Source organism: Desmospora activa DSM 45169, assembly GCF_003046315.1.
GTDB lineage: Bacteria > Bacillota > Bacilli > Thermoactinomycetales > DSM-45169 > Desmospora > Desmospora activa.
The window spans coordinates 1,743,488-1,757,488 of sequence record NZ_PZZP01000001.1; the positions used below are offsets into that span (position 1 = coordinate 1,743,488).

General features: G+C 51.4%; 12 protein-coding genes. 1 reads left to right on the plus strand and 11 read right to left on the minus strand.

Annotated elements, in window-relative coordinates; all coding sequences use genetic code 11:
- Positions 1–36: 36 nt before the first annotated feature.
- The 8 genes from C8J48_RS08515 to galT form a co-directional block, all read right to left on the minus strand.
- Positions 37–855: a carbohydrate ABC transporter permease gene (locus tag C8J48_RS08515; RefSeq protein WP_425430452.1), complete on the minus strand. Its 819-nt coding sequence runs from the start codon at positions 853–855 to the stop codon at positions 37–39.
- A complete protein-coding gene (locus C8J48_RS08520; RefSeq protein ID WP_107725893.1) occupies positions 852–1,811 on the minus strand; it encodes a carbohydrate ABC transporter permease in 960 nt (319 codons plus the stop codon). The genes C8J48_RS08515 and C8J48_RS08520 overlap by 4 nt, the downstream gene beginning before the upstream one ends.
- 87 nt (positions 1,812–1,898) lie before the next feature.
- Complete coding sequence (locus tag C8J48_RS08525) at positions 1,899–3,161, minus strand: ABC transporter substrate-binding protein (RefSeq protein ID WP_107725895.1); 1,263 nt, start codon at positions 3,159–3,161, stop codon at positions 1,899–1,901.
- Positions 3,162–3,345: 184 nt separating this feature from the next.
- Positions 3,346–4,524, minus strand: coding sequence for an ROK family transcriptional regulator (locus C8J48_RS08530; protein WP_245891100.1), 1,179 nt, complete (start codon positions 4,522–4,524; stop codon positions 3,346–3,348).
- 90 nt (positions 4,525–4,614) lie between these two features.
- The gene (locus C8J48_RS08535; protein ID WP_107725900.1) at positions 4,615–5,751 is read right to left on the minus strand and encodes a M24 family metallopeptidase; all 1,137 of its coding nucleotides are present in this window, start codon (positions 5,749–5,751) and stop codon (positions 4,615–4,617) included.
- Complete coding sequence (galE, locus tag C8J48_RS08540; protein WP_107725901.1) at positions 5,748–6,749, minus strand: UDP-glucose 4-epimerase GalE; 1,002 nt, start codon at positions 6,747–6,749, stop codon at positions 5,748–5,750. The genes C8J48_RS08535 and galE overlap by 4 nt, the downstream gene beginning before the upstream one ends.
- Positions 6,734–7,927 carry a galactokinase gene (locus C8J48_RS08545; protein ID WP_107725904.1) on the minus strand — a complete coding sequence of 398 codons (1,194 nt, stop codon included), beginning with the start codon at positions 7,925–7,927 and terminating at the stop codon, positions 6,734–6,736. The genes galE and C8J48_RS08545 overlap by 16 nt, the downstream gene beginning before the upstream one ends.
- A gap of 2 nt (positions 7,928–7,929) precedes the next feature.
- Complete coding sequence (gene galT, locus C8J48_RS08550) at positions 7,930–8,904, minus strand: galactose-1-phosphate uridylyltransferase (protein ID WP_107725906.1); 975 nt, start codon at positions 8,902–8,904, stop codon at positions 7,930–7,932.
- A gap of 170 nt (positions 8,905–9,074) precedes the next feature.
- On the opposite strand from galT, the gene C8J48_RS08555 reads away from it, so the two are divergent.
- A complete protein-coding gene (locus C8J48_RS08555; RefSeq protein WP_107725907.1) occupies positions 9,075–10,754 on the plus strand; it encodes a phospho-sugar mutase in 1,680 nt (559 codons plus the stop codon).
- A gap of 52 nt (positions 10,755–10,806) precedes the next feature.
- Here the strand turns inward: C8J48_RS08555 and C8J48_RS08560 are convergent, their stop codons facing one another.
- From C8J48_RS08560 to C8J48_RS08570, 3 genes are all read right to left on the minus strand, one after another.
- Entirely contained in the window at positions 10,807–11,685 is an 879-nt protein-coding gene (locus C8J48_RS08560) for a DUF3179 domain-containing (seleno)protein (RefSeq protein ID WP_170105301.1), read from the minus strand.
- A gap of 106 nt (positions 11,686–11,791) precedes the next feature.
- Positions 11,792–12,337: a GNAT family N-acetyltransferase gene (locus tag C8J48_RS08565; protein ID WP_107725912.1), complete on the minus strand. Its 546-nt coding sequence runs from the start codon at positions 12,335–12,337 to the stop codon at positions 11,792–11,794.
- Positions 12,338–12,416: 79 nt separating this feature from the next.
- Positions 12,417–13,772 (minus strand): glucose-6-phosphate isomerase, encoded by a 1,356-nt coding sequence (locus tag C8J48_RS08570; protein ID WP_107727658.1) that lies wholly within the window; start codon positions 13,770–13,772, stop codon positions 12,417–12,419.
- Between the last annotated feature and the right edge of the window lie 229 nt (positions 13,773–14,001).

The following is a 14,001-nucleotide window of genomic DNA, read 5'->3' on the forward strand; positions in this document are numbered from 1 at the left end:
GATTGGTCACTAATAACCTTCTTTTCATCTCTGACACTATCCTTTGAGCGAACCAGCCAACAACCCGCGAATAAAATACCGCCCCAACAGCAGATAGACAATTAAAGTAGGCAAGGCTGCCAACAAAGCCCCCGCCATCTGGATATTCCACTGAACGATTTGGCTGCCGGATAAATTTTGCAAGGCGACCATCACCGGGTGCTGGGAGGAGGTGGTTAAGGTGACGGCAAACAAAAACTCGTTCCACACCTGGGTAAATTGCCAGATGCCTACCACCACAAATCCCGGCAAAGACAACGGCAGCAAAATACGACAATAAATACCGCCAAAACCGGCTCCATCCACTTGGGCCGCTTCCAAGATCTCATCGGGAATGCCGGCGTAATAATTGCGAAAGATCAAGGTGGTAATCGGAATCCCGTATACCACGTGAACCAGTATCAAGCCCGGGAGGCTGTTGTATAGATTGATTGTTTGCAAAAACTGAATCAACGGGATGAGAATGCTTTGATAAGGAATAAACATGCCAAACAGAATCAAGGTAAACAACGTGTCCGCTCCACGAAACCGCCATTTGGAAAAGATGTAGCCGTTAAGGGAGCCCAACAGCGCCGATAGGAGGGTGGCAGCTGTCGCCAGGTACAAGCTGTTGAGGAGATGGGGCGCCAATCGTTCCCACGCAGTGCTGTAGCTTTCCCATTGCATTGTAGCGGGCCATTCCCACATACGATTGAGTGTCGCTTCCTCCAACCCCTTCAAACTGGTAGCCACCATCACATAGAGCGGAATGAGGAAAAAGAGAGCAGCCAACATCAATAACAGATAAATCACGATGCGACCAGGACGCGCCATCATCCTCTCTCCTCCCTTCTCATCTGGCTGACCAGATAGGGGACGATCAGGATGCTGACCAACACCAGCATAATAACCGCAATCGATGCCCCTTGGGCATAATGGTTTCCGCGAAAGGTGGTCTCAAACATAAACACACCGGGAACATCCGTGACAAAATTGGCACCGGGTCCCGTCATCGCTACCACCAGATCAAAAATTTTGAGGGAGATATGCCCCAAAATAATAACCACACTCCAGGTAATGGGATGAAGCTGCGGCAGAATCACACGGCGCCAGATCTGCCACTCCCCCGCCCCATCCACACGGGCGGCCTCGCGCAACGTATCCGGAATCCCCCGCAAACCCGCCAGATACATGGCCATGGTAAAGCCGGAGAGCTGCCATACCGCCGCCACCACCACCGCAATCAAAGCGATGGGAATCCCGACCTGAATCGCCCCCCATTCCCACCCCGGAATAATGCGGGTGTCTACATACCAAACCGGGAGATCCGTCCATCCGAGGCGATCCAGCCACAGATTGATACCGGTGGAGGGATTAAAAATCCACTGCCACACCACTCCGGTAACGATAAAAGAGAGCGCCATCGGAAAAATGAACAGGTTGCGGAAAAAGGTTTCGCCCCGAATCCGTTGATCCAGGAGAACAGCCAAAGCTAAGCCAATACTAAGGCAAGCGACAATAAACAACAATGTAAATACCACTGTGTTGCGCAAATCCGATTGAAAGCGAAAATCTTGAAACAATGCGACATAATTTTGCAGACCAACCCAACTAAAATCAGGAACCAACGAATTCCAACCAGTCAATGAGACATAACCGGTCCAACCGATAAACCCATATACAAATACCGCCACTGCCACTAAAGTGGGTAGCAGAAACAAAAAGGCCTTCCATCTGTCGTCCAGCGAGCGGGCGCTAAGCTTACTCTTCTCTGTTCGTGTGGAATCTTGCATCCATCAACCCCCTCGATAGAGACGGGCGGCGTCAAGGCCGCCCTTTTTGCACTATGACCAACCCGAGTCATACAGATCCGCAACCCCTCACTTAAGAGCGGCCTCCAGTTTCTGCTGCAATAACTGCACAGTCGCATCCACCTTTCCTTGGGTGACAAAGCTGTTTACCGCTTGGTTGGTTTCTGTTACAAACCCTTCCGGAGCGGCAGAACCATGCGCCAAACTAGGGGTGAGTGCACTCTCTTTAAAGTCGTCCATCGTCTCCTGCCCATAAACATCATATTTCTCCCGATCGGCATCCAAGCGGGCGGGGATGGAACCTTTCAATGGATTAAAGGTATCCTGTCCTTCCACCGATCCCAGTACTTGCAGGAATTTTTTTGTTCCCTCCGGATTTTTGCTCCCTTTTGGCAGTCCGAAGGTATCAGTAATCACCATAAAGCTGCCTTCGCTCTCTGGCGTCTCAATCCAGTCGAAATCCTTCTTTGGTTCTAGCTTCAGATCTGCGGTAAAATACCCTTTTGCCCAATCCCCCATCACATTCATCGCCGCGTCTCCCGATGCAACCATCTGTGCGGCATCCTGCCAGTTACGAGCAGCATGATCCTTATTGGTGTACTGCAACATTTTTTTAAATGTCTCCAAAGCATCAATCACCTTCGGATCATCAAAAGGAATCTCTCCTGTCCATAACTTGTTGTAATCATCCGGTCCCAACTTCCCCAACAGCACGGTTTCCAATAGATGGGTGGCGGCCCAGGATTCCTTATCACCCAAAGCCAATGGCACAATCCCCTTTTTTTTCAATTGATCCGCCACCTCAAAAAATTCAGCAAAGGTACGCGGTGGCTCAAGGCCATTCTCTTTAAAGATGGAGGGGCTATACCACAAAACATTTCCACGGTGGATATTGACCGGCACACTGTAGATCTCACCCTCGTGACTGACGAGATCGATCAGCTCCTGTGGGAATTTATCATTCCATTCCTCCTGCTGATAAAGCTCAGTCAACGGTTCCATCTTATCCGCCGCCACCCAACTGTCATTTAACTCGGATCCGCCGTGAACCTGAAAAGTATCCGGTGGGTCATTTCCTTGCATTCGGGTAGCCAGAGTCGCTTTGGCATTGGTACCCGCCCCTCCGGCCACAGCTGCATTGTTGACGCGAATATCGGAATTTTCCTCTTCAAATAGCTGAATCAGCGCATTTAACCCCGCTTCTTCTCCTGCTCCTGTCCACCAACTAAAAATCTCTACTTCATTTCCACTCTGTCCCTCTGTTCCCCCGCCACAGGCCGTCAACACAAGTAATACGGCGGTCAAAAAGGCAAATACCCGCTTTCTGCCCATGAATCGGCAGCCCCCTTCAATTTCACCAAATCAAAAAAGAACGTATTCTCTGATATTTTAGCTTTCGATTGCCCTTTCTGTAAACCCTTTCATTTGTGCTTATCCGAACACTACAAGAAAAACGGAATCCAAGCAGCTGGACAAAATCCAAAAATCGATACAATGACAAGAAGATGTTCCAACCTTATTGCGGTTGAAACATCTTCTTTAATACTAGTGTAGAAGCACCGATGGTGCCTGCTCTTTTGCCCAAGTCAGACACCACGATCGTAACATCGGCAGCTGGAAGAGTGAGCGACCGTTCATGCACCGTTTTCTTCAGGGAATCCAGGACATAATCACCAGCGGCAAAAACCCCGCCGTTAAGAATGATACGTCTGGGGTTGAGCAAATTAACCAGGTTTGCCAGGCCGATCCCCAGGTAACGCCCCGTATCGGCCAGGATTTTCTGGGCAAAGTCATCTCCCGCCTGTGCCGCTACTGTCAGATCGGAACCGGAGAGCTTCTCCCACTCTCCCTGCAGTTGTTCCCGTAAGAGCGAATGGGAACCATGGCGCAATTTTTCCTGTGCTCTCCTTTCCATCGCCGGACCCGAGGCAAACGCCTCCAGGCAGCCGGTATTTCCACAACTACAACGGGGACCGGCAGCGTCGATCATGGTGTGACCCACCTCACCCGCTGTAAATGAGGGGCCGTGTACCAAGGAGCCGGCTGAAAAAATACCCGCTCCGATTCCGCTGCCCACATGAACACAGATAAAGTCCGCTAAGCTTCTCCCCTGCCCAAACCAACTTTCAGCCAAAGCCATAGCACGGACATCGTTTTCCACCGTGACAGGCACATCGAAACGTTCCTCTAAAACGGCCCGCAATGGAATATCGCTTAAAGCGAGATTTGGTGCAAACAGAGAAATACCTTGATCGGGATCCACTAAACCATGCATCCCCACCCCAATTCCCAGCAGCGGAATTTGGCGCTGTTGAATCCCTGTCGCCAACCGCTGGATCACTTCCTGTACCGTCTGTAGGAATTGTTCCGCCGTAGGATTGGGCGGAATCGGGCGCTCTGACTCCTCCACCACTCGCCCATTTAGATTACACACCGCACCCCGCACCCGGTGGGCACTTACATAGACGCCAATCACCTGAAACGCGGATTGATTGATGGTGAGTAGGATCGGCTTACGGCCACCCGTCGATTCGCCCCGCTTCTGCTCCAACACAATCCCAGACTCTATCAATTCGCCAACGATATTGGTTACCGTGGGAGGTGTCAGTTTAGTCATCTTGGCGATCTCCACCCTTGATATCGGGCCATGGAAGCGAATGATATTTAATATCGTCGATTTATTGATGGATTTCATCCATCGAAAGCTTCCTGTCTGCAGCGGGCCTTCCAAAGTCCATCACACCTTTAGTCAAAAGACATAACCCTCTTATTTCTGCCACACTCCTTATGACTCCCCCACCAGAATATCCGGACGTAAAATCGTTCCCTTCGCTTGTTTGACGTTTAGATAGACCCACTCTCCGGTATGGGTAAGAACCTCGTTCTCTTTTTCCCCTACCAGTATCGTATCTTCCGATTTTAATCCCGGCAAGGAGGGATTCCAGGCAAAGGCTTGGTGTAAGCGAACCACATCTTGGTTATCTGGTGTAGCAAACCCTTCTCGCGATGCATATCCGGTAGGACCACCCTGATGCAACCAGCGCCAGGAATCAGGATAACCCGCCTCTTGATACCCTTCCACCGCCTGAGCAAACACCTGGGAGAGCGGAACATCCGGACGGGTGGCGGTAATCATGGCGGCATCAATCTCCGCCAGTTCTTGCCGCCGCCTCTCGATTTCATCCGGCAGGGGACCAAAATGGACCATCCGGGTAAGATTGGTGACTAACCCCCATCGTTCCGCACATAAAACCAGCATTAGATGCTTTTTCAGCCTGTTATTCGTCGGCAACGGGTGGCGAAAACGGCTGATGCGCTCATCTGCCGCCACCAGCACCACCGGCGTCCGCATCCCTTGGGCCCAGGTGCGGTGCGCCACTTCAGCCGCCACTTCATACTCAGTTACGCCGGGACGGACATCGCGACAAACCGATTCCAACACCCGGGCGGCAGACAAGCTCAACTCCCGATAGCGGCGTCGTTCCGACGGGTCCAGAACCCACGAGAGGGCTGCCACTTCAGCGGTGAGTGCAACAAAGGTGTGAGCAGACGGCAGCGAAACAAAAACATCTCCCCCCACCCGCAGCCCCTGACAGAGACGATCCAACACACCTGCGGTTCCCTCGGTCCAATCCGCCGTTTCCATCTCTATATCCAGTCCGACCAATTCTTCCTCCGCGATGCGGGCGGACTCCATGCTGGTCGTCACACATACCAAACGATCAGGTAGCAACAGTAGATCTGCCACCCCCTCTGACACACTTAATCCAATGTGATTTAAGCGTCCTCCCGTCAACCACGAGAAGCTTCGCCGTTTCCGCAGGAGCAGAGCATCCAACCCCCGTTCATCCATCCAGGATCGAACCCGTTTCAAACGCTGGTTTACTTCTACCGCAGTATCCAACAGCGTTATCGTATTCATTTGCCGCCTCCTTTTTCATCTGCAAAACCGTCGGGATGATGATAATGCCACTCCCACGCGCTGCTGATAATCGTTTCTAATCGGGTGTGAGTCGGTTCCCATCCCAATTCCTGTCGAGCCCGCTCATGGGATGCGATCAAGACAGCAGGATCACCGGCACGCCGCGGGCCACTCGTTACCGTAATCGTACGGCCGGTCACCCGTTCCGCCTCCTCAATCACTTGTCGTACGGAAAAACCGGTTCCACTCCCAAGGTTATAGATCCCGCTCGCTCCCCCTTCACGTAGCCGCTTCAGCGCCAAAGCATGCGCATGAGCCAAATCCTTCACATGGACATAATCGCGGATACAGGTTCCATCGGGCGTGGGATAATCGTCGCCAAAAACCGTAATCGTCTCCCGCTGCCCCAATGCCGTCTTTAACACCAACGGCACCAAATGGGTCTCCGGATCATGATCTTCCCCCAGATCTCGATCCCAGGCTCCTGCTGCGTTAAAATAGCGCAAACAAACGAAGCGAATGCCATGCGCCTGTTCCGCCCAGCCCAACATATGCTCAATCGCCCATTTGGTCTCCCCGTAAGGAGAAGCGGGAGCGGTGGAGTCCGTCTCCAGGATGGGAACTCGCTTTGGTTCGCCGTAGACCGCCGCTGTGGAGGAGAAGACAATCCTATCCACTCCGTGGTCCGCCATCGCTGCCAACAGTGTGCGCGTTCCGTTGATGTTGTTGTCATAGTAATCCAGGGGACGCTGTGTGCTTTCACCCACTAAGGATGAGGCTGCAAAATGGATCACTGCCTCGATCGAATAAGTTTGGAACAGCCGGTCCAACTCTTCCCGATCACGGATATCGCCCTCGATCAAGGGGGAGTGTTGCACTGCTTTGCGATGACCGGTACGCAAATGATCCAGTACTACCACCTCTTCCCCCGCTTCCTGTAACCAACGTACCGTATGGCTGCCGATATAACCGGCACCACCGGTTACGAGGATCGCCATGAAAACACCTCCTGTGTCCGTTCGCGGGCTCCTGCTCCGATGCGGCAGGGAATCACCCGCGGTGTCAAGCCTGTCTTCTTGCCATAGTGGGTTGTCACTCGCTCCACAAACCCTTCCGCCTCCGTCGCCTTTACCAGATGAACCGTACACCCGCCAAATCCGGCCCCTGTCATCCGTGAACCGACACAAGCGGAATCTGCCATCGCCGCTTCAAACAGGGCATCCAGTTCGTATCCCGTCACTTCATACTGATCGCGCAACGAGCGGTGAGAGGCGGCCATCCATTTACCGAACGCCGCTACATCCCCTCGTTTCAACGCTTCCGCCGACTGTTGCACGCGGTCATTTTCGGTGATGACATGCTGTAAGCGCTTGATCGATTCATCTGAAGTAAGATGAGGCACCAATCGCTCCCACTGCTCGGCAGTAACATCGGCCAGTCGACAGTCCGGCGGGAGTAGCGCTGACAGTTGACGCCATCCCTGTTCCAATTCGGCTCGCCGCTCATTGTACCGGGAGCCGTCCAACCCCCGTTCTTTGCCGCTATGAATGATGATCAGCTGATAGTCGCCCAACTCAAGGGGAATCCATTCAAACTGCATATGATCGCAACGGAGCAAAATACCGTGTCCTTCTCGCCCCATCACCGATGTAAACGGATCCAAAATACCGCATTGCACACCGATAAACTCATTTTCCGCCTTTTGTACCAGATGCGCCAACGCCGGTTTCTCCCAGCGCTTTTCCGGTTCTAACGCCGCCAGAGCCGTCGCTGTCGCCATTTGAATCGACGCCGACGAGGAGAGACCGGCGCTTACCGGCATATCCCCTGCAAACAACAGGTCAGCTCCCGACAATGCGGCCCCTTCCTCTTTCATCACCCGAATGACACCGCGGGGATATCGGGTCCACCCGCCCACAGTTGCATCACCGACATCCGCCCCCATTCCTTCCCATGTTTCCGGAAACTGTGTCGATGCCAGACGGAACTTTCCATCCGATCGCGGACGCACAGCCACCCATGTCCCCACATCCAAGGCGGCGGGAAATACAAATCCACCGCTATAATCCGTGTGATCCCCGATCAGATTAATCCGTCCTGGGGCGAAAAACAACTGGGTTGGCTTTGCAGTAAACTTTTGCTGAAAAGCATCATACAAATGTGCGCTCCCTTTCATCGTCATCCCCCTTCCCGCTCTATAAAGCGCTGATGCGCAGCCCGCAACTGTTCTGCCGTCTCTTCTACCGCATGGGGATTGCAAGCCGCCCATGCTCCCATCTCCGAAGAGGCGTAATATTTCAATTTATCCGCTTCTCGGAGGGGTGGATAAAACTCGATATGAAAGTGATAATGCTCCTCTACGTCTTCTCCGTTGACCGGGCGTTGGTGCAACACCATCATATAAGGAAAAGGGCGCTCAAACAGTTGATCAAATGCACCCGTCATCTCCCGCAATATCGAGGCTAATGCCGTTCGCTCAGCGGCTGTAAGTTGATCCAACCCTGTCAGATGCCGCTTGCTGGTGATAAACAAACCATAGGGGTAATCCGTAAAAAAAGGAAGGTAAGCCGAAAATCCATCATTTTCAGCGATAATGCGCTTGCCGAATGCCCGCTCCTCCTGATTCATATCACAGAGGAGACAGGAGCCGGTTCGTTCAAAATGGCGGCGACAATTGTGCAACTCCGTCCCAATTTTTAGAGGCATTTGCGAATAAGCATAGATCTGGCCGTGGGGATGAGGCATGGTTACCCCTACTTCTTCCCCCCGATTTTCAAAGATGAGGATGTACTGATGGTGTGGATCTTTTTCCAGCTCCACAAACCGATTGGTCCATAGGTCGATCAATTTTTCAATATGGGAGACTGGTAACTCCGGCAAAGTGGCGGTGTGATCCGGTGAGTAGAGAATCACCTCACATTTGCCGATCGCCGGTTTCGTCTGGTACAGACCGGAACCGACCAGGTCCGGAGCAGGCGGATCCGGCATCAGGGCGGGAAAATCATTGTCATACTTCCAGACGTCGTAATGTTCCGGCACTTTCCCTGAGCCCGGGCAAAAAGGGCAATCGGTCTTGGGCATATTGGGGCGGTTTTTGCGGTTGGAAGCGACCATTGTCCAATCGTCCAACAAGGGGTTATAGCGCAGCTCCATCTCCTCACCCTTTTCTTCATTAAATTAATTAATTATCTTCGCCCTATGATAACGCATTCATCTATTTTTTGAAAGTACTTGTTCCAAAAAAATAAATCCTGACATCTTTCTGACATCCATGATATGTTATTTTTAATACGATACACTCAACCTTGTTGGGAGGATGGTCCATGCAATCCGTTATCGATCGCTGGCTTCACTGCCCGGAATTGGATGAAGAAATGAAACAGCAGTTGCTCGCCTACTCAGATGCGGATAAGGAAGATGCTTTTTATCGCCATCTCGCTTTTGGCACCGCTGGTATGCGCGGATTGATCGGTCCTGGAACCAATCGCATCAACCGCTTTACCGTACGCCGGGTAACCGAAGGATTGGCGCAAATGCTGTCCATGCAAACACAAGCATCGGAAAAAGGTGTTGCCATCGCCTACGATTCCCGCCGCTTTTCACAAACGTTTGCACAAGAAGCGGCTTCCCACTTGGCATACCACGGAATTCGCGTCCATCTATTTCCCTCTCTTCGCCCCACCCCTGTCCTCTCCTTTGCTGTGCGCCATCTGCAAGCTGCCGCCGGCATCATGATCACCGCCAGCCACAACCCCGCCGCATACAACGGCTACAAGGTATACGGAGAAGATGGGGCGCAAATGCCTCCAGACAAGGTGGACACTATTTTACACGAGCTAAAACAAATAGAGAATGAACTAGCCTTGGATACGGGAACATGGGAGGAGGGGATCGCCTCCGGAAGGATTCAGATTATCTCTTCCGAGGTAGACCAAGCCTATCTCGATCATGTGCTCTCCCTTTCCCTCAGGGGTAAGCACCCCAGCCACGCATCGCTGCGGGTGGTGTTTACCCCTCTTCACGGAACCGGTACAAAACCGGTGGAACAGGCTCTCCAAGCACTCGGCTTCTCCCGGTTGGAGACGGTAAAGCGGCAGGCGATACCCGATCCCGCCTTTACTACGGTTTCCTCTCCCAACCCGGAAGATCCCAACGCTTTTTCCCTAGCTTTAGAGCAAGCGGAGGCAACGGATGCGGATCTTATCATCGCTACCGACCCTGACGCCGATCGCCTCGGGTTATTGGCTCGTGGCTCCGATGGCCGCTTTCACACCTTTAACGGTAATCAGATCGGCGCATTGCTGCTGGATTACCTTTTAAAACAACGACAAGCACAGGGAAGCCTCCCGCCAAACGGCGTCGTCTTTAAATCGATCGTCACCTCAGAGTTGGGCCGTGCCATAGCGGCGGAATACGGGGTAAAAACCAGCGATACCCTGACCGGATTTAAATATATCGCCGAAGGAATCGCTGAAAAAGAGGCGAGCGGAGAAGACACCTTTCTATTTGGTTATGAGGAGAGTTACGGCTACCTGATCGGCAGTTTTGTCCGTGATAAAGATGCCGTCCAGGCGGCGATGATGTGCTGTGAGATGGCCGCCTATCACCGCGAACAGGGCCGGACATTGGAGCAAGCGCTGGCAGATATCGACCGTCAGTTCGGTGCCTATCGGGAATCACTTTTCTCCTTTACCTTTCAGGGAAAGGCGGGAGTGGATCGTATGCAAGCCATCATAGAGCAGTTTCGCACTGTACCGCCGCATCATATCGGCGGATTAACCGTGGAGCGGGTTCGCGACTTTGCCAAGGGCTTGGACGGGCTCCCCTCCGCCGATGTGCTTCGCTTTGAATGCAACGGGGACGCATGGCTGGCCATTCGCCCTTCTGGAACCGAGCCCAAGATTAAGTTTTATTTTGGGACACGCGCCACCACCAAGGAGGAAGCGGAAGTATTGCTAAAACTGATGCGCCAATCAGTTCGGGATATGATTGAAGCCGAATGATACTTTAAACCCCCTGATGTAGTCAGGGGGTTTAAAGTATCATCCAGACTGCTTACTTTTGTAGTTCAGGCGGCTCTCCATATATTTCACAACCGGGAAACGTAAACGCAAAACCATACCAACGGCAATAGAGTTGCATTGGTTTCTCTTCTGATTCATCAAATGTCGCTTGAGGATGACCGTCGGGTCCGAGCGCGATCGTAACCGGCCGACCATCAACCTGATCGATCAGTTTCCCACCTGCTTCCCGGATGGTTTGAATCGTATAAAATCGCTTGGTTTTCTTTTTCGTATAAATGCCCAATCCGCTTACCATATCGGATAACCGCGTATCTTTTTTGCCCATGGAAAAGCGAAAATAGGGTGGGAAAAGCCCACGATCGCCGAAAAAGTTCATCAGCGGCTGCAAAATGATCCGACGATGCCACGGCTGTTTTGAAAAGGCAATCGAAATATCAGGCCAACGTTTTAGTGCCCGTTCCACCGTAATGTGTTCCACAGGGACCAACTCCATCATTTCCCCTTTTTTCGGCCCGTGTAGACATTCTCCGGAAATATGATCCCAATAGGAACCAGTCTCTTTATCCTGAAGTAGTGCCATCCCATTATAAATCCCAATGCAGGAAAAGTGGTACAACTGACCATCATCCAACACAGGAACCATCGATGTAGCGCCATGGCAAATCGCGCAGAACGCCAGAATAAACGGTTGCCCTGCCACTTCCCCTTGTGCAACGTGATGGTAAGTCATCTGATAGAGGGAAAATGCCATCCTAATCCCTGCACGTTCCACAATTAAGATTTCATCACTCGCTTTTATGCGGTTGCGACCGACCAGTTCTTGTAACGGTTCGGTACCGTCGATGAGAAAGGGTTGGAAATGGTTATCGCGAATAATCCGTTTGACGTCAAATTCCTCTGGTTGTAGCACTGCAAATATACTCCTTTCCAATCCCCTTGCGGGATGAACAAATAGGAATCAGCATGATATTTACCTGAATGTTGAAAAAAAGGAACAGAAATAAAACCTCGCTATCCTAGGATAAAGACTCGCTTTCTAACTCCATCAGCCAGCAATGCTGCCATACCCCTTCATGCTTCTTATGTCGAGGCAACATCTGTACCTTTTTTAAGCCGCATTTTTCATAACACCGAATCGCCCGAGTATTACGGACTTGGGGATCCATAATGACAAACCGTGCCCCCTTCTCCGCCACCAAATAGCGGACCGCCGCTTGTACCAGTACCGTTCCAATTCCCCGATTCCAATAATCCGGTTCGCCGATAACCTGATCCATTCCCCAGACGCGATCTTGTGGGCGATAACCATATTTTCGCAAAGAATCCTCATCCACTTGGTAAAACTGGAGGTAACCGATTGCTTTTCCCTCCCACTCCACCATACAACGAATCATCCCTTTTGTGAACGTAAGAAATTCATTTTGAACTTTTTCTTTATCATAGGGTTGATCTCTACCCTTGTAAAAAATTAGAATTCGTTCATCAGACAACCATTTAGTCAAAATCGGTACATCATTTACCACCACTTCTCGGATCAAGAGCTGATTCTTTTGCCATATCATCTTTTATCCCCTTCCATTCCAGTAAATCCTGACCAATATAACTGAAAAAGCCCGGGTCTCTCGCCCCCGGGCACTACGCCTATTTTTCCAAGCGCCTAATCAGCCGCTCTTGTTCTTCCTCAAAACCGGGCTTGCCAAGGAGGGCGAACATATTTTTCTTGTACGCTTCTACACCTGGCTGATCAAAGGGATTGACACCCATTAGATAACCGCTGATTCCACACGCTTTTTCAAAGAAATAGACCAACTCCCCCAAATGATAAGGGGTGGCTTCCGGAACGTTAACCACTAAGTTGGGCACACCACCATCCGTATGAGCCAGAAGCGTTCCTTGGAATGCCTTGTGATTCACATCGTCCATCGTACGACCCGCCAAATAGTTTAAACCATCCAGGTTAGCCGTATCTCCGGGAATCGTGAGAGATTTAGCGGGTCGATCCACTCGAACCACCGTTTCAAACAGATCCCGCCGCCCCTCTTGAATGTACTGCCCCATGGAGTGTAAATCGGTGGTAAAATTGACCGAAGCGGGATATATTCCTTTGTAATCTTTTCCTTCACTCTCGCCAAACAGCTGCTTCCACCATTCCGAGAAGGTTTGAAGTGAAGGCTCATAGTTGACCAAGAGCTCAATCGTCTTCCCTTTGTTGTATAGGACATTACGTACTGCCGCATAACGATAAGCATCATTCTCCGACAAGCTTGTTTTGCGGTAGGTATCGGCGGCGTCGGCAGCCCCTTTCATCAAGGCCTCCACATCAATCCCGGCTACTGCGATCGGCAACAATCCCACAGCGGTCAAGACGGAGTAACGGCCACCTACATCGTCGGGAATAACAAAGGTCTCATACTTTTCTGCGTCGGCCAACTGCTTTAAAGCGCCTTTGGCTCGATCTGTCGTGGCGTAGATCCGTTGATTTGCTTCTTCTTTGCCGTATTGCTTTTCCATCCAAGCTTTGATGATGCGAAAGGCAATCGCAGGTTCAGTGGTGGTGCCGGATTTAGAGATCACATTAACACTAACCCGCTTTCCTTCCAAATGGCTCAACAGATGGGAGAGATAGGTGGAACTGATATGATGGCCAGCAAAGTAGATGGCTGGACCTTGCCGTTCATCCGCCGACAATTGATTATGAAAAGGATGTGTCAGCATCTCAATCGCCGCGCGAGCACCAAGATAGGAACCGCCAATCCCGATCACGATCAAAGCGTCAGAATCCGTACGAATCCGGTCTGCCGCCTGCCGAATACGGGCAAATTCTTCTCGGTTATAGGCCGTCGGCAGATCGATCCACCCTAAATAGTCGCTACCTGCCCCACTTCCCTGGTACAATTGGTCATGGGCTGTCAACACACTGGCTTCCATTTGTTCCAGCTCGTGTTCACCGATAAAGGGTAGTGCTGTCGTATGGTCAAATCGTAGTCGGTTATTCAAGGAATGTCCCTCCGTTTGTTTCGTCTCCGCTATCAGACAACCCTCATCATTTTTTGAATCCGAATCCATTTTATCCGATGGGCGCCTTTATTTCAAAAAGGGATGCAACTAAAACCATTTATCTGAAGTGAGTGCCCATGATTTTGCAGGAGAGGCGGAAGGGCGGATTTTAGGCGGAAACTTTAGGAAAAGGGCGGATTCGAGCAGAAGGTGACAGGGTCTCCATCGA